The 22,222-nt window shown below is 65.2% G+C and carries 20 protein-coding genes, 1 tRNA gene and 1 pseudogene; 15 read left to right on the top strand and 7 right to left on the bottom strand.

What is annotated here, in order from left to right; all coding sequences use genetic code 11:
• Positions 1–55: 55 nt before the first annotated feature.
• The gene (locus tag ABH933_RS22640) at positions 56–1,012 is read right to left on the bottom strand and encodes an acetamidase/formamidase family protein (protein WP_429419984.1); all 957 of its coding nucleotides are present in this window, start codon (positions 1,010–1,012) and stop codon (positions 56–58) included.
• Positions 1,013–1,153: 141 nt separating this feature from the next.
• Here ABH933_RS22640 and ABH933_RS22635 point away from each other — a divergent pair, with 141 nt between their 5' ends.
• Positions 1,154–1,852, top strand: coding sequence for a TetR/AcrR family transcriptional regulator (locus tag ABH933_RS22635; RefSeq protein WP_429420206.1), 699 nt, complete (start codon positions 1,154–1,156; stop codon positions 1,850–1,852).
• A 100-nt stretch (positions 1,853–1,952) separates the two neighbouring features.
• Here ABH933_RS22635 and ABH933_RS22630 read toward each other — a convergent pair whose 3' ends face one another.
• Positions 1,953–2,690, bottom strand: coding sequence for an IclR family transcriptional regulator (locus tag ABH933_RS22630; RefSeq protein ID WP_429455080.1), 738 nt, complete (start codon positions 2,688–2,690; stop codon positions 1,953–1,955).
• Between the two features lie 92 nt (positions 2,691–2,782).
• Here ABH933_RS22630 and ABH933_RS22625 point away from each other — a divergent pair, with 92 nt between their 5' ends.
• From ABH933_RS22625 to ABH933_RS22575, 11 genes and pseudogenes are all read left to right on the top strand, one after another.
• A complete protein-coding gene (locus tag ABH933_RS22625) occupies positions 2,783–3,949 on the top strand; it encodes a pyridoxal-phosphate-dependent aminotransferase family protein (protein WP_429419987.1) in 1,167 nt (388 codons plus the stop codon).
• 224 nt (positions 3,950–4,173) lie between these two features.
• Positions 4,174–5,493, top strand: a complete 1,320-nt coding sequence (locus ABH933_RS22620; RefSeq protein WP_429419989.1) for an MFS transporter — start codon at positions 4,174–4,176, stop codon at positions 5,491–5,493.
• A gap of 91 nt (positions 5,494–5,584) precedes the next feature.
• Positions 5,585–8,545 (top strand): FAD-binding and (Fe-S)-binding domain-containing protein, encoded by a 2,961-nt coding sequence (locus ABH933_RS22615; RefSeq protein WP_429419991.1) that lies wholly within the window; start codon positions 5,585–5,587, stop codon positions 8,543–8,545.
• A gap of 9 nt (positions 8,546–8,554) precedes the next feature.
• Positions 8,555–9,307 (top strand): fumarylacetoacetate hydrolase family protein, encoded by a 753-nt coding sequence (locus ABH933_RS22610; RefSeq protein ID WP_429419992.1) that lies wholly within the window; start codon positions 8,555–8,557, stop codon positions 9,305–9,307.
• Positions 9,308–9,324: 17 nt separating this feature from the next.
• Positions 9,325–10,503: a CaiB/BaiF CoA transferase family protein gene (locus tag ABH933_RS22605; RefSeq protein WP_429419994.1), complete on the top strand. Its 1,179-nt coding sequence runs from the start codon at positions 9,325–9,327 to the stop codon at positions 10,501–10,503.
• 2 nt (positions 10,504–10,505) lie between these two features.
• Complete coding sequence (locus tag ABH933_RS22600; RefSeq protein WP_429419995.1) at positions 10,506–11,306, top strand: enoyl-CoA hydratase/isomerase family protein; 801 nt, start codon at positions 10,506–10,508, stop codon at positions 11,304–11,306.
• Positions 11,307–11,374: 68 nt separating this feature from the next.
• Positions 11,375–11,824, top strand: a complete 450-nt coding sequence (locus tag ABH933_RS22595) for a GlcG/HbpS family heme-binding protein (RefSeq protein WP_429419996.1) — start codon at positions 11,375–11,377, stop codon at positions 11,822–11,824.
• A 15-nt stretch (positions 11,825–11,839) separates the two neighbouring features.
• Positions 11,840–12,151, top strand: a pseudogene (locus tag ABH933_RS22590) (transposase); the annotation flags it as partial.
• Between the two features lie 372 nt (positions 12,152–12,523).
• The gene (locus ABH933_RS22585) at positions 12,524–13,048 is read left to right on the top strand and encodes a hypothetical protein (RefSeq protein ID WP_429419998.1); all 525 of its coding nucleotides are present in this window, start codon (positions 12,524–12,526) and stop codon (positions 13,046–13,048) included.
• Between the two features lie 396 nt (positions 13,049–13,444).
• The gene (locus ABH933_RS22580; RefSeq protein WP_429420000.1) at positions 13,445–14,119 is read left to right on the top strand and encodes a site-specific integrase; all 675 of its coding nucleotides are present in this window, start codon (positions 13,445–13,447) and stop codon (positions 14,117–14,119) included.
• Positions 14,120–14,126: 7 nt separating this feature from the next.
• Positions 14,127–14,645 carry a hypothetical protein gene (locus ABH933_RS22575; protein ID WP_429420003.1) on the top strand — a complete coding sequence of 173 codons (519 nt, stop codon included), beginning with the start codon at positions 14,127–14,129 and terminating at the stop codon, positions 14,643–14,645.
• A 127-nt stretch (positions 14,646–14,772) separates the two neighbouring features.
• On the opposite strand, the gene ABH933_RS22570 is transcribed toward ABH933_RS22575, so the two are convergent.
• The 3 genes from ABH933_RS22570 to ABH933_RS22560 form a co-directional block, all read right to left on the bottom strand.
• A tRNA-Ile gene (locus tag ABH933_RS22570) sits at positions 14,773–14,846 on the bottom strand.
• 174 nt (positions 14,847–15,020) lie between these two features.
• Positions 15,021–15,143, bottom strand: coding sequence for a hypothetical protein (locus ABH933_RS22565; RefSeq protein WP_429420005.1), 123 nt, complete (start codon positions 15,141–15,143; stop codon positions 15,021–15,023).
• 272 nt (positions 15,144–15,415) lie between these two features.
• Positions 15,416–16,456: an epoxide hydrolase family protein gene (locus ABH933_RS22560; protein WP_429420007.1), complete on the bottom strand. Its 1,041-nt coding sequence runs from the start codon at positions 16,454–16,456 to the stop codon at positions 15,416–15,418.
• Between the two features lie 37 nt (positions 16,457–16,493).
• Between ABH933_RS22560 and ABH933_RS22555 the strand changes: the two genes are divergently transcribed.
• The gene (locus tag ABH933_RS22555; RefSeq protein ID WP_429420009.1) at positions 16,494–17,231 is read left to right on the top strand and encodes a TetR/AcrR family transcriptional regulator; all 738 of its coding nucleotides are present in this window, start codon (positions 16,494–16,496) and stop codon (positions 17,229–17,231) included.
• Between the two features lie 500 nt (positions 17,232–17,731).
• Positions 17,732–18,031, top strand: a complete 300-nt coding sequence (locus ABH933_RS22550) for a hypothetical protein (protein WP_429420011.1) — start codon at positions 17,732–17,734, stop codon at positions 18,029–18,031.
• Between the two features lie 291 nt (positions 18,032–18,322).
• Here the strand turns inward: ABH933_RS22550 and ABH933_RS22545 are convergent, their stop codons facing one another.
• A complete protein-coding gene (locus tag ABH933_RS22545) occupies positions 18,323–19,096 on the bottom strand; it encodes a helix-turn-helix transcriptional regulator (protein WP_429420013.1) in 774 nt (257 codons plus the stop codon).
• A 192-nt stretch (positions 19,097–19,288) separates the two neighbouring features.
• Between ABH933_RS22545 and ABH933_RS22540 the strand changes: the two genes are divergently transcribed.
• Positions 19,289–20,068 carry an ESX secretion-associated protein EspG gene (locus ABH933_RS22540; RefSeq protein ID WP_429420015.1) on the top strand — a complete coding sequence of 260 codons (780 nt, stop codon included), beginning with the start codon at positions 19,289–19,291 and terminating at the stop codon, positions 20,066–20,068.
• Positions 20,069–20,104: 36 nt separating this feature from the next.
• Here the strand turns inward: ABH933_RS22540 and ABH933_RS22535 are convergent, their stop codons facing one another.
• Entirely contained in the window at positions 20,105–22,174 is a 2,070-nt protein-coding gene (locus ABH933_RS22535) for a PPE domain-containing protein (protein ID WP_429420017.1), read from the bottom strand.
• Positions 22,175–22,222: the final 48 nt, after the last annotated feature.

Below are 22,222 nucleotides of genomic sequence, written 5' to 3'. Positions count from 1 at the left end.
GTTTACAGAAAGTTTTGAGATCGGTGCCGAGGCGGATTGGTTCCCTGCGGACAGGTCACTTGGTGTCGGTAAACACACCCAGAGGCATGGTCATGGCGACGTTCCATACGCCCGCGTCCACGATTTCAATAATGCGGAGATCGCCGGTCGCGCTGCAGAGGACGTAGGCGTCCTCGCGGGTGAGGCCGTGCGTGTCGACGAGCCAGTCGATCATCGCCCGGGTAGCGGTCATCGCAGCGTTCATGAGGTCGGAGTCGATGCCCGACGTGGCGTAGTAGCCCATCTCATCCTTTTTCGAGACGGCCGCTGGCGGCACGTGGAAGGACGGGACGGTGACCTTGCCCTTGTGCAGAGTGAACTTCAGCGACGCCTTCATGGGACACTCGATGGCGGTCACGCAGACCTCGCCGTCGCCTTGGGCTGCGTGCGGGTCTCCGCAGGAGAACATGCCGCCGTCGACCCAGACCGGTAGCCACAGAGTGGCACCTGCGGTGAGGTGTCGGTTGTCCATGTTGCCGCCACCACCGTGCGGAGGAAACGGAACTTGCCGGCCCGGGGTTCCGGGGTGAGTGCCCATGGTGCCTAGAAATGGCGTGATCGGGACTTCGACCCCGGGCGCGAAATTGATGTTGGGGCCGCCGGTGAGATCGAAGGTCTTGACGTAGCCCTCGGGGAAATCTTCGGGAAGCAATCCCATGCCCGGAAGGAAGGCAGCCCATCCCCAGTCACCCGCTTGAAGATCGAGGATCTCGATTTCGAGCATGTCGCCCGCGGTGGCGCCAGCGACATTGACCGGGCCGCACAAGTTGTAGATCGAGTCGAAGTCGAACTTCGCTTCCTCGAAGCGCGCACCGGGCCAGACCTGACCTTCGCCCGCGACCTTGATGTCAAAGTGCACGATGTCACCGGAATCGATGGTCAGCACCGGTTCCAGGTCGAGGTCCCACTCATGGTGGATTTTCGTGGGATCTGCGGTGTGTTCCCGAGCTGCTGTGTATTCCCGTGTTGCCATGCCCTCGCCCTTCGGACGCAACGTATTGGAGTCGGCATCGTGTACGCATGCACCGGGGCCTGCTGTGGATCTTCCACAGGAAGCCTCGGAGCGAGCTGCGATGATTTCGATGTATCTGATACATCACATGGCGAACAAGTGATGTATCAGTCAACATGTTGCACGTGCCGTTCTGCCCGTAGCAACGCACAAGGGCAAACTCACAGCGAGACGTCTAGTAATTATCTTTGTACCAACGACGGGTTGGAAACTGGAGAAATGACCCCGAGTCGAGCACGCGGTCGACCGCGCAGCGAGGAATGCCGCGACGCCATCCTGACAGCCGCCATGGAACTGATTCAGGAGGACGACCTGCGCAGGGCGTCGGTCGACCGGATCGCTGAACGCAGCGGGGTCAGCAAGGCGACCATCTATAAATGGTGGCCGAACAGAACCGCGGTGGCAGTCGACGCCTTCCTGCGTCAGATGATGGCGGACGCGCCCGTGCCCGATACCGGATCGGCGGCCGAAGACTTCCGCCTGACGTTGCGCGGCATGATGCGGTTTTACACCAGCGCATTTGGCGCGATCTACGCCCAACTCGTCGGTGAGGCGCAGTTCTACCCGGCCGAACGCGAGCGGATACGAACACACCAGGTGAACATCCGCCGAGCAGCCGTTAAGAAGATCTGGGACCGCGGTGTTGCGCGCGGTGAACTCGATCCGAACGTCGACCCCGAGGTGGCGCTGGATCTCATCTTCGGGGTGGCGATGTATCGGATGACGACCGGGCATGGAGGATTGACGCCCGCCGACGCCGACGCCATCGTGGCCACAGCAATGCGGGCACTGGCCAGCTGAGCAGTTGGAGCGCGCCGACGCACCGCAAGCCCCGAGGACGCGGGCGGGGCAGAGCGGAGCGCGCGGAACACCGTCGGAGCGGCTCTCGAAGTGACAGAACCTAGCCGAGCCGGGCGCTGAGACTGCTCGCCGCCTCACTCAACGCGGCACCGAAAGCGACTTCGGATTCATCGGTCAGGCGGCTGATCGGGACGTTCACACTGAGGCTTGCGATCGGCTGATCGTGGCTTCCCATGACGGCTGCTGCGACCGCGCCGACGTCGGGCCTCCATTCCCCGTGATTGACGGCGAACCCTCGTTCCCGGATCGCGGCCAGTTCGGCGCGCAGTTCGTCCGGGTCGGTGATCGTCGTGTCGGTGTAACGCGATAGCTCGTCCGTGAGCAGTTGTTTGATGACTTCGGGGCTGCTGTTCGCGAGTACCGCCTTGCCGTTGGCGGACGCATGCAGGGGGAGCGCGTGCCCCAGCGCCATACTCGTGCGCACCGGTTTGTCCGTTTCCAGCCGTTCGATCAGGACCATCTTGCCGTTCTCGGGAACCGTTAGGTGAATGGTCTCCTCGGTGTGTCGGCGCAGGTCCTCCATGATCGACAAGGCCGGACCGCGCAGGCTGAGATCCCCGCCGGCACGACCGCCGACCGCGAGTGCCTTGGTGGTCATCACCCACCGGGTAACCTCGCCCGAAGCGGGGCGAATCCACCCAGCTGCGTCGAGCGTGACCAGCGCACGCTGCACCGAACTCTTGGGCATGTCCAGTACGCGAGCTAACTCGCCGACGCCGATCGGCTGCCGTGATGCGACCTCTTCCAGCACGCGCAGTGCGTTCAGGACGTTTCGCAATGTCTTGACTCCTCGATCTTGCGTACCTACCATTGCCGGACCTTTTCACGGAACAGTGTGCCACCTCACGGCATAGATTGGAAATTGGTGTAGTGACCGCTCACAGTGGACGGCATTTCCTACAGATCCCCGGACCGACAAATGTCCCCGGCCGGGTGCTCAACGCCATCGCGCAACCGACCATCGACCACCGCGGACCCGACTTCGCCGACCTCACCCGGGACCTGTTGCAACGGGTCAAGCCGGTGTTCGGCACCAGTGGTCCGGTCGTCATCTATCCCTCTTCCGGCACCGGCGCGTGGGAAGCGGCGCTGGTCAACACCCTCTCGCCCGGCGATCGCGTGCTGGCATTCGAAACCGGTCATTTCTCCACCCTGTGGCGTGATATGGCGCAGCGCCTCGGGCTGGTCGTCGACTTCGTTCCCGGGGACTGGCGGCGGGGTGCCGACCCGGCGGCTGTCGCCGAACGGCTGTCCGCCGACACGGCACACAACATCGCGGCGGTGATGGTCGTCCACAACGAGACCTCGACCGGGGTCACCAGCCGGATACCGGAGATCCGGGCAGCCATCGACGAGGCGAATCATCCCGCGCTGCTGCTGGTCGACACGATCTCCTCGCTGGGGTCCATCGACTACCGGCATGAGGAGTGGGGCGTCGACGTGACGATCAGCTGCTCGCAGAAGGGGCTGATGTTGCCCCCGGGCCTGGGCTTCAACGCGATCAGCGAGAAAGCGCTCGCGGCCGCACCGAAGGCACGGCTGCCGAAGGCCTACTGGGACTGGGCGCCCATCCTCGAGGCCAACGAGCGCGGCTTCTACCCCTATACGCCGGCCACCAACCTGCTCTACGGTCTTCGGGAAGCGTTGCTCCTCCTTGACGAAGAGGGGCTGCCCAACGTGTTCGCACGGCACAACCGCCACGCCGCAGCGACCAGGGCGGCCGTCCGGGGCTGGGGCCTCGAGATCCTGTGCGCCGACGAGCGCGAGCACTCCAGTGTCCTGACCGCCGTTCTGCTGGGCGAGGAACACGATGCGGACAAGGTCCGTCAGATCATCCTGGACCGCTTCGACATGTCACTGGGTGCCGGCCTGAGCAAGCTCGCCGGGCGCGTATTCCGGATCGGCCACCTCGGCGACTTCAACGACTTGACGCTCGCCGGAACCCTCTCCGGCGTCCAGATGGGCCTCGAACTGGCCGGCGTGACCGTCGACCCCGCCGGCCTCCAAGCCGCACTCGAAGTCTTGCGTGCCGAATGACACCTCAGCGTGTTCCGAGCTTTCCTTCGAACCATTAACCATTCGCTCGGGACTCGGCGGATCACATCGTAAGCCCAGTATGAGGGCATGGGCATTACGACCGGCCGCATGGCAGATCCGCGAGGCCGGCGCTGGAATCCGGTGCCGGTCTTCTGCCCTCGACTCTCATTGCTCCAACACAAGCCGGCGCCGACCGCGTTGGCAACCTACAAGGAGGTAGGTCGTTGACCGAGCAGACTTCCCCTGTCCGGCGCCTGGCCCACATGAAGCGGTGGACCTATATCTTGCCGGTTATTGTCTTCATATACGTCATCTGTTATATCGACCGAACGAACATCAGTTTCGCGCTGCCCCACCTCAAGACCGCCATGCATCTCAGCGGGGCGCAACAGGGTCTCGCGAGCGGCATCTTCTTCTGGGGCTACCTGCTGCTGCAGATCCCCGGCGGATACATGGCAGAACGATGGAGCGCGAAACGATGGGTCGCGATCCTGATGGTGCTGTGGAGTGTCGCCGCGATATCCTCCGGCTTCACCCACACCTTCGGTGAACTCATCCTCACGCGTTTCCTGCTCGGGGTGGCCGAGGGTGGCGTGCAACCCGCGCTGATGACCACCATCCGGTCCTGGTTCCCGTTCGCCGAACGAAGCAGGGCATACGCGATCTTCAAGCTCTACACACCGATCGCGGCGATAATCGCCGCCCCGTTCTCCGGCATCATCCTGACCTACGGCGACTGGCGCTGGTTGTTCATCATCCAGGGTGGGGCTCCGCTGATCATCGGGATCATCGCCTGGCTGGCGGTGATCCGCGACACGCCCGCCAAAGCAGGCTGGCTGTCGGAGACCGAGCGCAAGTACATCGAGAATTCTCGTATCGAGGAAGGCGAGCCACTCAAGCCCCAAGGGACGTTCAAGGCCGCCTTCACGAGCGGGATCGTGTGGTATTTCGCCCTGATCTACACGTTGACGCAGACGGGCCTGCTCGGCCTCACGTTGTGGCTGCCGAGTGTGCTCAAGAAGGCTTTCCACACCGACATGCAGGTGGGTTTCGTCGCGATATTGCCCCAGATTGCCGCGGGTATCGCCATCATTCTCATCGGCCGATCGGCAGACCGCCGGGGCGGGCACGTCGCCCATATGTCGGTGGTTCTCGGTTGCGGGGCGGTGATTCTCGCCGGCGCGAGCCTGATCTCACCGCACCAGAAGTGGCTTGTGCTCGGGGCGATGATCCTCGGCACGGCGGCGTCGATCGCCTGGTACGGGCCGTTCTGGGCGACGGTCACCAAGCTCACCCCCCTGGCGGCCGCGGGCGCAGGGATCGGTCTGATCAACGGCGTCGGCAACCTGGGCAGCTTCGTCGGGCCTTACATCGGCGGATGGCTCAGCGACCTCAGCGGTGGGGGATACGCACTCACCCAGGTGTTCTTCGGTCTGGTCTTCGCCGCCGCGGCACTGCTTGTCCTGCCGTTACGTAAGAAGCTGCGGGCGCTGAACCTCGAACAGGCTCGAACGGAGGAAGCACAGGTGCCGGACCCCGCCTGACTCAGCTAGCCACCGCGGCGGCCGGCCGCCTGACCGATCGGCCGCCGCGGTGGCGCCTGTTGCGAATAACAACGACTCGAAAGGAATCGTGATGACCTCGCCGACGACTGACACAGCCGCGACCGATCGGTCAGCGGTCGCATCGCATCTGGAGCGTGCGCTCCGCGCGACGATGGACGGCGAGGTCGCCTTCGACGATTACAGCCGCCACATCTTCTCCCGCGATGCCAGCATGTACTCGATAACTCCGCTGGGCGTCGTGTTTCCACGGCACGCCGACGACGTCGCCGCGGCGGTGCGGGCCGCCGGTGAACTCGACGTGCCGATCGTGCCCCGGGGCGCAGGAACGAGCCTGGCCGGCCAGACCGTGGGACCGGGCCTGGTGCTCGACCTGTCGCGGCACCTGAACCGGATCGTGGAGATCGACCCGGTGGCCCGCACCGCGCTGGTGGAGGTCGGGGTGGTGCAGGATCAGCTCAATCAGGCCGTCGCCGCACACGGGCTGATGTTCGGCCCGGACACCTCAACCAGCAACCGGGCCACGATCGGCGGGATGATCGGCAACAATTCCGCGGGAAGCGGCTCCCTGACCTACGGCATGACGATCGATCACGTGCGGGCACTGGACGTGGTGCTCTCCGACGGCTCGCGCGCCCGGCTGGAACCCGTCGACGAGGCCGAGCGGAAACGCCGGGCGACGGCGCAGACGCTGGAGGGTCGGATCTACCAGGCACTCCCGGATCTTGTCGTCGCGAACGAGGAGATCATCAGGGCGGGGATGCCGGTGTTCTGGCGTCGCGCCGGCGGCTACCGGCTCGACCGGCTGGTGGGCTTCGGGGAAGACAACCCGTTCGATCTGGCCAAGTTCGTGGTGGGTGCGGAAGGCACCCTGGTGGTCGTCACCCACGCTCTGGTGGACCTGGTTCCCAAGCCCGCGCACACGGTGTACGCCGTCGGCCACTTCATCGACACCGCGAGCGCTATCGCGGCCACCACGGACGCGTTGAGCTGCGAACCCCACCAGGTCGAGCTGATGGACCACACGATCCTGGAATTGTCCCGGCAGAAGATCGAGTACGCCGAGCTCGGGAACATCCTCGTCGGCGACCCGGGTGCATTGCTGTTCGTCTCGTTCAGCGGTGACGACGAAGCGAGCCTGATCGCCAAGCTGGACCGGCTCGACGAGCTCTGGCGGCAGAACGGGCATGGGTATCACACACTGCGCGCGGTCACTCCCGCCGATCAAGGGGCGTTGCTGAAGGTCCGCAAATCCAGCTTGGGCCTGCTGATGGCCGCCGGCGAGGGCACTCGCCGCCCGCTCGCCTTCGTGGAGGACACCGCAGTCGATCCGGCTCACCTGGCCGAATACACCAAGCGGTTCAAGGAGATCCTCGACGACCACCAGCTGGAGGCGGGGTTCTACGGCCACTGCTCGGTGGGCTGCCTGCACATCCGCCCGTTCGTCGATCTGACCAAACCGGACGAAGTGGCCAAGATGCGCACAGTCGCCGAAGCGATCAAGGATCTCGTCGCTGAATACGGCGGGGTGAACTCCAGCGAACACGGAGACGGCCTCGCCCGCAGCGAGTTCAACCGGGAGATCTTCGGCGACCAACTATATGAGGTGATGCGCACGGTCAAGCGCATCTTCGACCCCGGCAACGGCATGAATCCGGGCAAGATCGTCGACGCGCCACCGATGACCGAGAACCTGCGCGACCGCGATGCGCTGCCGCCCGCCCCGCCACTGACGACGGCGCTGCAATTCGAGGTCGTCGGCGGCATGCGTGGCGCCGCGGATCGCTGCATGAACATCGGCCTGTGCCGGAAGTCCACCTCGGGCGTGATGTGCCCGTCCTATATCGCGACCAAGAACGAGGAGCACGCCACCCGCGGCCGGGCCAACGCGCTGGTGAAAGCACTGTCCGAACCGGACCCGCACGCCGCGCTGGGCGGCGAGCGGCTGCACGAGATCCTCGACCTGTGCCTGATGTGTAAGGCATGCAAGAGCGAGTGCCCGATGAGTGTGGACATGGCCTCGCTCAAGGCCGAGACGCTCGCGCATCACCACGAGATCCACGGTGTCCCGCTGCGCTCGCGTATCTTCGGCTCGATCCGCCTGCTCAACCGGATCGGCTCGGCGACCGCCCCGCTGTCGAACCTGCCGGGGCGGGCCGGCTTCGTGCGCCGGATCATGGACCGTGCTCTCGGCATCACGGCTGCCCGCCCACTGCCCGTTTTCCAGCGGGACAACCTGCCCCGCTGGTTCCGCCGCCACCGGCGGGCCGTGCCCCAGGTCCAAACGCCGTTGGGCACCGTCAACTGGCTCGCCGACTCGTTCACCACTTTCACCGAGCCGCACATTGGCAAGGCGGCCATCGAACTGCTGGAGCGCTCGGGCTGGCGGGTCGAACTCGCGAGTGGTGGCTGCTGCGGTCGGTCGAGCATGTCCAAGGGGCTGCTCGACGACGCGAAGAAGAAGGCGTCGGCGCTGGTCGGCTCGCTCGCGACGAACACAGACCCGGGCTCACCGATCGTCGGTTGCGAGCCGTCGTGCCTGTTTATGCTGCGGGACGAGCACGTCGCGCTGCTGCCCGGCTCGGAGTCGGTGCACGCGGTCGCGGGCCGGGTCAGGCAGGTGGAGGAGCTGCTCGTCGAAGCGATCGACGAGGGCCGGCTGACCTTGCGCGCGGATTCCCGGCTGGCGGGGCGGCGGATCGTGTTCCATGGCCATTGCCACCAGAAGGCCGAGGTCGGCACGACGGCCACGATGGCCTTGCTGCGCCGGATTCCGGGTGCGCATGTCGTGGAGATCGACTCCGGCTGCTGCGGGATGGCCGGCTCGTTCGGTTTCGAGTCGGAGCACTACGAGACGTCCATCACGGTCGGTGGAGACCGGCTTTTCCCGGCCCTCGCGGCGGAGCCGGAGGACACCATCGTGGCCGCGACCGGTGTGTCATGCCGGCAGCAGATCTTCCACGGAGCGGGCCGCACCGCGTGGCACCCGGTTGAGCTGGTGCGCGAGGCGCTGGCCGGCCCCGGCCGAGAATAGGAGACAGTCATGCGAATTGTTCGCTATTCGCTCGACGGACAGGCCAAGCGGGGCGTGGTTGTCGGGGATGTGGTGCACGAGTTTCCCGGCGGGAATGCCGAGCCGGGCGGGGTGGTGGGGAAACTGGCGGAGCTGGCGCTGCTCGCCCCGTGCGATCCTCGCACGATCGTCTGTGCCGGCAGCAACTACGCCGGTCAGATCGCCGAGAAGGGCAGGCCCTGGCCGCAGCGGCCACCACTGTTCTTGAAGGCCCCCAACGCGATCACCGGCCCTGACGCGGTGATATTGCGGCCTACCGAGGTCCGGCGCCTGGAGTACGAGGGTGAGCTGGCCGTCGTCATCGGCCGCACCGCCCGGGACGTGCCGGCCGATCGTGCCGCGGACTTCGTGCTGGGCTACACGTGCGCGAACGACGTCACCGCGCATGATTGGCGAGATGATGGCCAGTGGACTCGGGCGAAGAGCGCGGACACCTTCTGCCCACTGGGTCCGTGGATCGAGACAGACATAGCCGATCCGTCGGAGTTGCGGATCACCACCCGGCTCGGCGGCCGAGTCGTCCAAGATGGATCGACCTCGGACATGGTGTTCGGGGTAGGGGAGCTGCTGGCGTTCGTCACCCGATGGATCACTCTCGAACCTGGCGATGTGTTGCTGACCGGCAGTCCTGCCGGGGTAGGGCCGATGGTGCCCGGTGAGATCGTCGAGGTCGAAATCTCTGGTATCGGCACGCTTCGCAACACAGTGGCCGACCGGGGCTGAACATGGAGACGGAGGATATGTTGACGACAGCATCGAACCCACCCTTGACCGGCGTGACCGTGCTCGAGGTCGGCGCGTTTATGGCGGCCCCGTACGCAACGATGCAACTGGCCGACCTCGGTGCCCGCGTGATCAAGGTGGAGAACCCCGACGGTGGTGATCCCGTCCGCGCCACCGGGCCGTTCATCCGCGGGGAAAGCTCCCCGTTCCTGCGGCTGAACCGCAACAAGGAATCTGTCACGCTCGACCTCAAAGCCGAACACGACAATGCCGCGTTCCGGGAGCTCGTACGCGAGGCGGACGTCCTGGTCGAGAACCTCCGGCCAGGAGCGATGAGCCGGTTGGGACTCGACTATCCGATCCTGCGCGAGGAGAACCCGCGGCTGATCTATGCCTCGGCGTCGGGGTGGGGCCAGGACGGCCCGCTCGCCCACCTCCCTGGTCTGGACATCATGGCGCAGGCACGCAGTGGCCTGATGAGCATCACCGGGTTTCCCGATCACGACCCCGCCAAGGTCGGCGTCCCGATCTGTGACCTCGCCTGCGCCCTCTACATCGCCCTGGCAGTGACCGCGGCGTTGCGCGAGCGAGACCGGTCGGGGGAAGGGCAGCACATCGATGTCTCCCTGCTGGAATCGGGCGTCTCCCTTGCGATATGGGAAGCCGGCATGTATTTCGCCGACGGAACCGTCCCGCGCCCGCACGGATCCGCACATCAGAACAACGCGCCCTACCAGGCGGTGCGGACCGCTGACGGGCACGTCACCATCGGTGCGACCACGCCGAAGACCTGGTCGGCGTTCTGCCACACACTGGGTCTCGACGATCTGCTCTCCGACCCGCGATACGGTGATGCTTACGCCAGGCGGCAGTATCGCGAAGAGCTCATCGGGGCCATCGAAAGGATCACCACAACCCGGACGTCGCGGTCCATTGTGGACGACCTCGAGCTGGCGGGGGTGCCGTGCGCCCCGATCCTCGATTACGCACAGGTGTTCACCGACGAGACATTGCGACAACGGGATTTCTTCTGGGACGCACCACACCCCACGCTGGGCTCGGCCGAGCAGCTGGGGTCCCCGATGCGCTTCTCCCGCACCCCCGTGCGGCGGGCGCATGCCGGACCGCCACTGGGCGATTCGACCGCAACGGTCCGCGCGGAAATGGGCGACGTCGACCGAGAAGGCGACAAGTAGCGATGAGCACATCCGAAATCGAGATCGGCGCCGAAAACCACGTGCTCACCGTGACGTTCAACCGGCCGGATCAGCGGAACGCAATGACCTGGGCCATGTATGAGGCGCTCGAGCAAGCCTGCGACCAGGCCGACTCCGATAGCGCCATCCGGGTCATGGTCCTGCGCGGCGCCGGCGGTCGCGCATTCGTCGCCGGTACGGACATCAGCCAATTCACCCAGTTCTCCACGGGGCAGGATGGCGTGGACTACGAGCGCCGGGTGAGCGCGGTGCTCAACCGGCTGCAGGCGGTGAGGATCCCCACCGTCGCCTCGATCGACGGCTACTGCGTCGGAGGCGGTCTCGGCATCGCCTGCGCTGTCGACCTCCGGGTCGCGACACCCCGAGCGAAATTCGGAGTTCCGATCGCACGCACACTCGGGAATTGTGTCTCGACGGCCGCCCTCGACCTGCTCGTGCAGAACTTCGGTCACTCACGCACGACCGCGCTCCTGCTGACAGCCGAGTTGATGAGCGCCGAGGAGGCCCATTCGGCGGGATTCCTCGTGGCGCTGGCGGATGATGTGGAAAGAGCAACCGAAGCGATCACCGAACGCATCGTCGCACACGCGCCCTTGAGTATGTGGGCATCCAAAGAAGGGCTGCGCAGACTACACCGCAGCGGACGCGATGCCGACGTGACCGACATCGTCTCTCGCGTCTACGGCTCCGCCGACTTCCGGAACGCGGTCGAGGCGTTCGTGGCGAAACGAGCGCCGAGCTGGAATGGTCACGGCGACTGGACGACCGGCGAAGGCCCATAGTGCTGGCGGGTACGCGCGGATGCAAAGTCGGAATCAAATAGAGCGATCACTTTTGTTGGAGGTTAGTCATGCCCGTGAGACCGGTCACGTCGATCACGCTGGTTGACGCGCACGCCATCGTGGGCGCGGCGCTGGAGTACGCACACGGCAACGCGTTTCCCCCGATGACCATCGCGGTGCTGGATGCCGCAGGCCAACTCGTGAGCTTTGCCCGGGAAGACGGCTCGAGCCTCCTGCGCGAACACATCGCCCGAGGGAAGGCCCACGGGGCGTTGAACATGGGGGTCGGCAGCCGCAGTCTGGCCGCAATGGCGGCCGCTCGCCCCGCGTTTGTCGACTCCCTCATCGCACTCGCCGACGGCAATCTCGTGCCCGGCCCCGGCGGGGTGCTCGTCCACGACGAGCACGACCGCCTCATCGGCGCGGTTGGGGTGAGCGGCCACCTGCCCGATGACGACGAAGCATGCGCGATCCACGGCATCACCGCCGCTGGCCTGCGCGCAGATCCCGGCTGTTGATCCGCAATCTTCGCAAAGGAGCTGGTCGCGATTGCCGACGGCTATCGCGAATCGACCGAGTCGTGGGCGGATCTGCTGCGGGGTTGCCGCCGCCGCGGCATGACCGCCCCGGTGCTCGCGGTCGGTGACGGCGCGCTCGGATTCTGGAAAGCGCTGCGGGATGTGTTCCCGGAAACGGGAGAGCAGCGTTGCTGGTTTCACAAATCTGCGAATGTTCTTGCCGCGCTGCCGAAATCGGCGCATCGCGGCGACGAAGGAAATCTACAACGCTGAGGACATCGGCAAGCCCAACTCGCGGTCAAGGCGTTCGAAATCGACTACGGCGCATGCGAGACACGCCCTCGCGATGGATGGATCCCCTCTGCTCGTCGGATACGTCGCGTTCGTGAACACCGACATCTCGGGCAGCGACGGCACCGCCCATATAAACGACGCTGCATCTCGAACGGTCAGTATCCGCAACCAAACTCGTGTCCGCGCCTGACGTTCCGCGTGACAACCAAGCATGGACAGGACCTATCGCACTGTCCTACGACCAGGTGTGGGCGGTGTTGGCGCTGGCCATGACTGGATGCGCGGCCCGCCAGGTGGGTCAGCCCGCTCTACGAGGTAGCGGATGGCGTGGGATGTCGTGCCCTCGGCACCCCTCTCCAACGCTCGGCTATCCTGACCGACGGATAGATCATCAAGGTGGTTTGGATGCACAGCAGTAACGTCGATTTGGCCGTCCGGTGGTGGCAGTGGGCCATGTCGATCCCCAACGCCAAGAATCCGGTATGCGACGAGACCGGAATCCTTGCGGCCGAAGGCCAGCCCGACGATGTCTGGTTCCTCGCCGGAACTTTCGGTGGCGAGGTCAGCAGGTGCTGCTCCGTGCCCTCCGGTCGCCCGATCTTCTTTCCCGCCTTCAACATGTTCCAAAAGGTCCGGAAGTCGTTCCCGTTCGTCGGCGGCCGTGTTCCGGTGGCACCCACGGCAAGTGGTCATGCCGAGCTGAACGGTGTCTCCCTGCCGGTGCAGGAGGTGACCAACCGCATCCCGTTCTCTGTCAACGCGGCAGCCGGTGGCCCCTTCGGCGTGACCGGCTTGTTCAAGGCGACGGCCTGGGGCCTTTGGTGCAGGCTGGACGACCTGCAACCTGGTGATTACATCCTCACGTTCGGCGGTGAGTACGAGCCCGGTGGCTTCTGGGTCCAGGCTGCATATCAACTCGAGATCGTCTGAGTGGCTTGGGTTTGCTGTCAGTGAACTGCTTCGACGCTCAGGGCGGATGACGATCCGATTGCCGTGAAACGGTTCTCATCGCATGCAACTCATCCTACTTGACTGTCGTCAGCCAACACTCACAAGACAACCGCAACGAGTTCTGATGCTGCCGAGCGCTCGAGACACCGAAACTCGGTGCAGTGGAACGCAAGTGATCGAAGAACGCCTCCACTTCGGCGGGCTGCCACTGCCACGGATACTGATTCGAGAACACCGCCAACCGGCGCACTAGTGACAACCGCGGCTTGATCGTGGTGTCCCAGTTGAGGAATCGGGTGCGCTGCTGCCGCGCCCACCCTCCAGCATTTCCCTATTAGATGTGCGTGTTGATGCACGTCGAGAGGGAAGCGAAGCGTGGCGAGTTGGCGGGTGTTCTGGGTGCTGCAGGACGAGGTCCGGAGCGGAGTGCGGCGCAGGGGGTTGGCCAGGTGGGAGGATCTCCCGGCTCGTGAGAATCAGGTTGGGGTTCGGGCGGGGGATCCGATCTTTCTGGCTCCGGACTACACGGTGGACCCGGTGTTGGGTCTGTACGGGCAGTCGACGACGTTCCGCCGGTACACCGCCGAGACGCGGCGCAACTACGCAACCGATATCGCGCTGCTGCTGACCTTCCTGTCCCAGCGGGGCCGGCGATGGACCGAAGCGGTGTCCCGGGATCTGGAGGACTTCGAGCACTGGCGGCGGTTCGCCGAGACCAACCCGGGGCGGATCGGCGGCACCAAGTGGGATCGGGAGTTGGCCGCGTTCGCCAGCCTGTATCGGTGGGCGGTCGAGAGCGGCCACGTGCGTCGGAATCCGGTGGCGATGAAGCAAGTCGTCGGAACGGCAGCGACTCACGACCATAGCCCACTCGAGCGTCGCGACCGAGGCTGGAGCCGCCGCACTTCATGCCTATCTCGGCCCTCTCGTTGCGACCGGTGGACCTCTGCCCGCCACCGTCTACACGACCAGGATTGGGCTGGCCCGCACCTACATCGGCGGCATCACCGGAGCCTCGAAGGACCAGATCGACAAGTTCTGCGCCCGTGAGGGGTTGGTGGCCGCGGTGGCGCAGCGCCCCGGGCCTTGCCCGCTCGATGTTCCGGTGGCCGGCCGGATCGCCGGACGGCCGTGGAGGTCTTCGATCGACTTCAATGAAGCACCAATCCTGATGCGGCACTTGGTGACAGCCGCGTTCGTGGTCTGCGCCTACCTCACAGGCGCCCGTCCGGGTGAGGTCCTGGGCATGCGGTCTGGGTGCTGCCCCGACCCGGCACCCGATGCCGAGGGCAAGGTCGGCCGGCACTTGATCCGCGGCACCGTGTTCAAGAACGCCGTCGACGAGTACGGCAACCACGACTCCGCCGGAGTGGAACGCGACATGCCTTGGGTCGCGATTCGTCCTGTCGTCAACGCTATTCGCGTGCTGGAGCGAATGGTCCCGGAGGGAGCGCTGCTGTTCGACCACGACGTTCACGACATCATGTCACGGCCGGGCACCGGGTCGCTCAAGACAGCACTGCGAGAGGCGCTGGCGAACCCCAGCGCTGCAGTCATCCCGATTCGAGACCGATGATCATCCGAATCCGACAACTGACCGCGCCGACGGGCAGCCAGTCAGCCAACCACCGCACGACACGATTTCGGGATCCCGGAGGGATTCCGGCAAGCGTGGTCCCCGAGCTGGCATGCCCAATCCCGAGTACCCCCGGCGGGGCTTGAACCCACGACCTTGACGTTATAAGCGTCCTGCTCTAACCGGCTGAGCTACGGGGGCGTGTGCACGACGAAACCCCACCGGGCATCTCCGACGGATATCCACGGGACACGCCCTTTGGCCACCCCTCCGACGAATCGGGCTCAAGCTATCCACTTCAGCTCAGGCTGGCGGGAAGGGCACCAGTCCGAAGGCCACTGCCGCAGACTGGTTATAGAACCGGCCGTCAGGATCTCAACACGCTGACTTGACAGGGAACAGCATCCCCTCGAACACCGCCGTCGCAGGATCGAGATGCACCACCCCTGGTGCCAGCACCAGGTGCGCCGCGCCGGGCAGATCCGCCGCTCTCCCCATCCTCACCTCCGTTGCTTTTGATGCAACACTGTTGAGGCTGGATCTACTGAAGGCAAGAGCTGCAGGAACATTCGTCCGCCAATCCTGACACGGCATCTGTCCGATCTCGTTAAAACCGAGGCAGTCTCGCTGAGTTGAGGCATTTTGGGATTTGTCTCATGTAGTTGAGGCGCTGTGGCTGGTGCCGTGACCACGAACGTTCGGTGCCGGCTGCCACGCCATGGGCCGTGCCGGGCGTGCGGTGTTGCAGGTGGAACATCCGCAAGCTCCGTTCAGCCGCCCAGCTTGACCGCTCGGTGTATGTCACCGGCGTAGGCCTCGGGCTGTTCCCAGGCTGCGAAGTGGCCGCCGGCCCGGTGTTTCACATACTCGCAAACGTTCAGGAACGCCTCCGCGTAGCTTCGCGGCTCCGGTTTGATGTCGCGCGGGAACACCGACAGCACGGTCGGCGTGTCGATCCGGTCAGGGAGGGTGACCGGTTCGGCATAGGTGGCGAAAGAGGTGCCGATCGTGCCGGTGACCCAGTAGGCAGTGACCCAGGTGAGCAGTTCGTCCACAGTGAAGGCCGACTCGTCGGACCAGGACTCCAGTTTCTCCACGATCCACGCCGCGAGGCCAGCGGGTGAGTCGCCGAGGGCGGCAGCGAGCGTGTTCGGCCGCGTCGACTGCTCCGCGATGTACCCGCCCTCGGTCCGGAACCACTGCGCCGACCGGTCGAGGTAGGCCACCGCGTCGGGCGCGAGGTTCGACCGGTCTGCCCTGAGCGCATGCAGCGGGGCAATGTTCGTGAGGTGCAAGGCAGCCACCCGATCCGGGTGTTCGGCCGCGAGGACTTCCGCGACGGTGCCACCCACGTCGCCACCGGACACCGTGTACCGCGAGTAACCGAGCTCATCGAGAGCGGCTGCGACGATTCCGGCGATCCGGTTGACCGACATACCGGGCATGGTGAGCGGGGCCGCGAACGGGAAGCCCGGCAGCGCGGGAACCACCACGTGCAGGTCCGCGAGCAAAGGCAGGACGCGCTCGAACCGCAACACCGAGTCCGGCCAGCCATGCAGCAGCACGACAACTGGGACGCCAGGATCGGCGGATCGCTGGTGGATCACCCGCAGGTCGATGTCGCCTGTTTGCACTGTCTCCCAAGGGAACTCGTCGATGCGGCGCTCGTGCACGCCCCAGTCGTACCCGTTGGCCCAGCGTTCGAGCAGTTCGTCGAGGTGAGTGCCGGCGATGCCGCGCGTCCTGTCCTCACTCCACGGGGTTGTGACACGCCGCGTCCGCCGGAGTCGTTCCCGTATCTCGCCGTTCATGTGTATCAGCGTACACATCATGTGTATGCTCGTACACATGACATTGCGCGATGCGGCCGCCACCAGGCAGCGGATCCTGGAGCACGCGCAACGCCAGTTCGCCCAGCACGGGTACACGGCGATCACGGTTAAAGGTATAGCCGACGCGGCCGGGGTGTCGCCCAACCTCATCACCCGCTATTTCGGCGGCAAGGATGGCCTTTTCCTGGCGGCAACCCGGGTGGAGATCCCGGTCTCGAATTCCTTCGACGGGGACCGTTCCGCGCTGGGTTCGCGCCTGGCGGCGAGCATCGTCGCGCGCTGGTTCGGTGCACCAGGGGAGGATCCGCTGCTCGTGCTGCAACGCGCGTCCGGCGAACGCCCGGAGGCAGCGGAGGCGCTGGCCGCATTCCTCGACACGAACTCGCTGGAGCCGCTGCACCGCTACCTGCGCGACAGCGGCCTGGACGATGCGGATGCCCGCAGCCGAGCCGCAGCGATCGACGCTTTCGTGCTCGGCGTCTCGACCCGCCGCCGGGTCCTGCGTTCCGAACTCGGCGACCCCGCTGATCTCCAGGCCTGGCTGAGCGCCACCATCCAACGTCTCGCAGACGGGCGATGCACGACAGCAAGAAGTGCTGAAACTCCGCTTCCGGTCTACACCTGCGGTCCAATCATCGACACTTGCCCGACCGTCGCGATCACGGCGCTGGCACCCGAAATCCCGCACTCCGAGGTCGAACCGCCTGCCGCAGAGGACAACTCGCCGATGTCAGGTGAGCAGCCAGGAGAGTAAGCCGGTTCCTATGTACGCCCAGTGAGCTGGCCATCTGCGAGTAACTCCGGGAAGAACTGCACCACCATGCCGTCTACGGAGCCGCCGCCCAGACGATCATCCGACAGACAGGACCACACCAATCCGCCGATTTGCCTCATGCCCAATGAGACGAATCCGCCATTCGCCGTCTCGATATGTTGCGGCACCACAGGTCAACGCCAGTGGGGTGCCTCAACTTCGAAGAGACAGGACGGCATCACCTGATAGCATCTGAGCTGGGGATTCGACTCGTATCACTGAAGGTCGAATACCACAGCGGATTAGCCTGATGCTTTTGGACAACACGGTCGAGCTATTTCTCAAAATTGAATGCGACAAGCTCATCGCCGGAAATCAACTTGGCATCGAATTTCTCGACCACATCGAAGATTTGATTTGCGGAATCGGTCAACCCGCGCGACACGCAAGCCCTGGGCACCTTCGCTCAGCGGCTTACGATCGGCGCCGCGGTCAGTGCCGTGCTGGGCGCTGTCCTGGGCGCCGGCGTCGGTTGCCTGGCCGGCGCGGCGGTCGGGGCCGCGATCTCGAGCCCGGTCATCTTCCTGCTCGCGCCCTTCGTCGGTGCCGCCATCGCCGGCTGTGTCCTGGGCGCGGCCACCCTCGGCGCGGTCGGGTCCATGACCGGGCTCGTCGTGGCCGGTGGGCCCATCACCCTGTTCGCCGCCATCCAATACTTCTCCACCATCCTCGCGCCCTGCCCGCCCCAGCTCGCCTACTGCAAAGACCCCGCACAACAGCCGGTGACACCGGCCAAATAACCCACCCGCCTGCAAATCGGTGGGCCTGCTTCGGCAACGGCTGGTTCTGGTCCGCGAGTGGCGGGAACCGCGCGCGGGCCACGCCCGCGCCGACGCGGTGGCCGCCGGCCTACCTCGGCGGGCCTGGCAGGCGATCTCCGCCGGTGACGATGCTCGTTTGCACGCTGATCCAGCCGAACCGGCCCTGCACGAAGGACTTTGCGACCTGGACTCGGTCCAGGCGCCAGGGCTGGTGGCCGCCGTTCACGGAGCGTGTTCATCCTGGTGCACCGCGGCCGGCAGGAGGAGCCGCTACGACCGCGTCCCGCGCAGGCGAAGGGCAAGCTGCGTCCGGTTCCGGCAGCCGGTGGTCGAAAGAGCTAGGGTAAGATGCTTTTTCACCGTGTCGACACCGATGTGAAGTCGCTGGGCTATCTCGGCGTTGGTCAGGCCGTCGGCGACGAGTCCGGCCACCTCTGCTTGTCGTGGGGACAGGGCAACGGCCGGAGCGGCGGTGTTGTCCGCCGCGAGATGCAGATCCAGCAGACCGCCCAGATGACGCCCGATGAGCCGCGCCAGGGCCAGATCGCGGGGTCCGAACGCGCCCGACTCCGAATCGAGCACACCCATCGCAGCAACGGCACGGGAACTCCGCAACAGAATCACGATCTTGGCGTGCATGCTGTTGGCGAACAGGAATCTGTCCAGGTAGTTGCGCATATCGGGTCGGCTGGGGTGGGGAAACCAGTCCAGTGACGCCACGTCGTACCGAGCGAGAAAGCCGACGGACGGCGGCCGAGCGAATGGGTCGTATCGGTGCCAGTGTTCCAGGTACTGCGGGAGCAGACCGGCGACGCGGCCGTTGAGTATCGCGGTATCGTCGACGAAGCAGTCCTGCAACGTCTCGCCCATGAAGAACGTGGTCTCTCGATATCCCAGATAACGCGCCATGGCCTCCAGTGCGACGGCCCGCAGATCCCCGGCGGAGGGTGCGCGCTCGCAGTCTTCCAGCACGTGCAGGACGCCGTCCAGATCCCGGCTCGTGAGTGCCTGGGGCGGAGCGATCAGCGAGGGTGGCGGTGTCACTGGAGGAGGCTGCAACACGGTGGCAGTATCTCACCCACCTCCGTGTACCGCACCCGCGCTGGGCGAAATGTCTCTCGGCGCCGAGCCGAGTCGTGCGGAAACTGCGAAAATGCGTGTGCGATCCGACGAGTCGTGTGCCCACGCGATTCGTCGGATCCCCGCCATACGGATGAGGGATCGGAGCACAGCCGGATGGGTCGCGAGTGGAGCTTCACGGACTTCGGGTGGAATACGCTGTGGGACAGCGTGCATCACGACTGGCTGCCGGCGCCGCTGATATACACCGAGCGGATGACCGACGAGCACGAGTACCGGGCGGAGAAACGGCGGGTACTCGATCGGTTGTGCACCCTGAACGATTTGGAACTGCGGTCCATTGTCGATGCGCTCGGTGGGCCGGACATCCGGATCGAGGTCCAGGGTTACGACGGGCAGGATATGGAGGATCCGGAGGGCTGCATCCGGGTCCTGGGCGCGTGCCGGGCGGGTCTGGCCGCGGTCGTCGTTCAGCGCCCCGGCGAGACGATTTGGCACAGCGGCGGTTACGACCTCGCCGAATGCGAGGTGCCCGAGCTGGCCGCCGTCGTGGTCGCAGCGCTGCCGGAGATGCCGGCGGGCGAGTTGGGCGAGGTCGTCGTGCCGGGCGCCTCGGCCGAGGATGTCGACTACGAATACGGCCTGTCGCCGGTGTACATCGGGGACGACAGTGCCGCGCAACGGTATCGGGCGTTTACCCGCGCCGGATTCGACACCGTCGGCACGCTCGACATCGTGCAGGCCCGGTCGAAATTCGGGGTGCGCGGCACGACCCGGCACCGCCTGGAGTGGCGCGATCGACACGGCGACGGGCGGTATGCGATCCTGCCCGGCGATCCGGCGATCGCGAAGCCGGTGGACGCGCGTGGCCTGGTGGACCTGATCAACGATCGCATCGCCGCGATCGTCACGGCGATCCGCGACGAATCGCTCTGATCCACACGGTGATTACCGGAGCACGTGCGGCGACGATCAGACCGTGACCTGCCGCCCCTGTCCCTGATCGGGCCTGTGGACGCGAACCTTGGTCTTGCGCGATGAGACCGGCCGTTCCTGCGATTCGCCCTCGACGGTCCGCACGGTGACCGGTTGCTCAACCGGCTGGGCCTGCTCGGTTTCCGGATCGGCGGCGCCGACGATCGGGCGGGCCATATCGGGCGCGGTGCCGAATGCCTCGTCGAGATTGGCGGTCGAATCGAGGTATTTCGCGCGCTTGTGGGCCTTGTCGTTGTCCCTGTTCTGTCCGGCGCCACCCATACCGCCCATGGGCGAGCCTGCTGATGGCATGCTGCCGGCCGCCACGCCCGGCACCGCGACCGCTGGTGAGCCGGGGGCCGTAGGACCGATGAGACCAGCCCGGGGAAACAGGCGAGATTGCCCCTGATAGTCGCCCAGCGCCTGGCCCGCACCCGCTCCCATCCCACTGCCGGCGGATGCGGCCGCGGTGCCACCGAATTGCGCAGCGGCCTTATCGGCCAGGCCGGCGATGTCCGAGGGGTTCAGCGCCGATAGCGCATTCTGCGCCGCGGCCTGCTGTCCGGCGGCCAGCGCCTGCTGGGCGAGCTGCTGCCCGGCCTGCAATGCCTGCTGCAGTGCCGATAGACCGGTCTGCAAACCCTGCTGAAGAGCCTGTGCGGCCTGGGCCTGTTGCTGTGCGGCGGTCGATGCGTCCGAAGCGGCGGCGCCGGAGCCCACGGCGCGCCCCGGGCCGAAGCCGGACTGAGAACCTACACCGGAACCGGAACCCGAATGCGAACCCGCACCGAAACCGGACCCCGACACCGAGGCCGCACCAAAACCGGACCCCGAGTGAACACCCGCACCGGAACCAGTATCCGACTGCGAACCCGCACCGGCTCCCGAGTGAGATCCGGCGCCGGAACTCGAGCCGTTGTTCGCCGCCCCGTTGTTGCCGTTATTCGTGCCGCCGTTGTTATTACCCTTATTGTCGCCGTTCTGATTCTGGTTCTGGTTGTTTCCGTTGTTGTTCTTACTCTGCGGCGCGACGATGGTCGGCATATCTTTTCGCGACTTATCGTATTGGCTGGCATATGTGGACTGGTACCGATCCCGGTGGCTGTTGAGCGTCGCCGCGTCCATCGGATAGCTCTTGCCGTTCTGGGTGACGGTGGTTGAGGTCGGCATCGCGGCCTTCGCCTGAGCCAGCCAATCCTGCGCATACGCCAGATTATTCGCCACCAGCATGGCATGAGAGGCCAGATCGGCGAGGATGCACACCTCGTTGTAGACCGCCTCGTTCGCGGAACTCGCTCCGTATCCGAACCAGCTACCGGATTCCATTGCCTTCGAGATCTGCTGCGCCAGGGTGGTACGGGTACTGTTCAGCTGAAGGTGCAGGTGCGTCCAGTTGTTGGCGGCGGTATACACCTGCTTGTTGTCTATCGTCTGACCGAGTGTGACCAGCTGAAAGGCGGCCATGCTGCCGGGCTGATCTCCGGTCGCGAGCGCGGGAAGATTTTCGTACTCGACCGGGAAATTGAATTCCGGAACATTGAATCCCGGAACGTTTCCGGTTGTATTATTGTAGCGGCTCTGGCCGTATACCGGCAGGGAGCTCAGCGAGTCGGTATCTACGCCGTACTGCAGCGCGGCCGGTGTCGGGTTGTGCAGTTCTCCGGAGAGATTGGTGAAACTCGATGTCGATTCGTGGTCGGCCTTTGCATAGGTCGTGGCGGCCGAGATGAAGGTGTCACCCATATCGGTCAGAATCCTGGAGTGCACGTCCAGGGAGTCATTCATATTGCCGACCAGCTTGTTGAACGCAGCCTCCAGGAGATCGCCCGAATGATAGGGCAGCGTACCGAACGCGCCGTGGGGGATGGTCAGCAGCTTGGTCGAATTCTGTCGCAGCCCCTGCAGACTCTCGATCGCGGCGATACAGGCCTTGACACAGTCGGCGGCGATCGAGGGGTCGAATCCAAAAGAACCCTGGCCTGCCGATTTGCTCAGATTCGACCATTGCGTCTCCAGACTTCCCGGATCGCTGAGGTTCGGCTCGCCACTGTACGGTTGGCCACCCATGATGATCTCCTGCTGTTTCGGGCTGGGTTTGCTCGATCGAGAGCTCGT

This window comes from Nocardia sp. GP40 (genome assembly GCF_050434125.1).
Taxonomy (GTDB): Bacteria; Actinomycetota; Actinomycetes; order Mycobacteriales; family Mycobacteriaceae; genus Nocardia; species Nocardia albiluteola.
The sequence above is the reverse complement of the archived record's forward strand: the minus strand, read 5'-3'. Positions and strand labels throughout refer to the sequence as shown.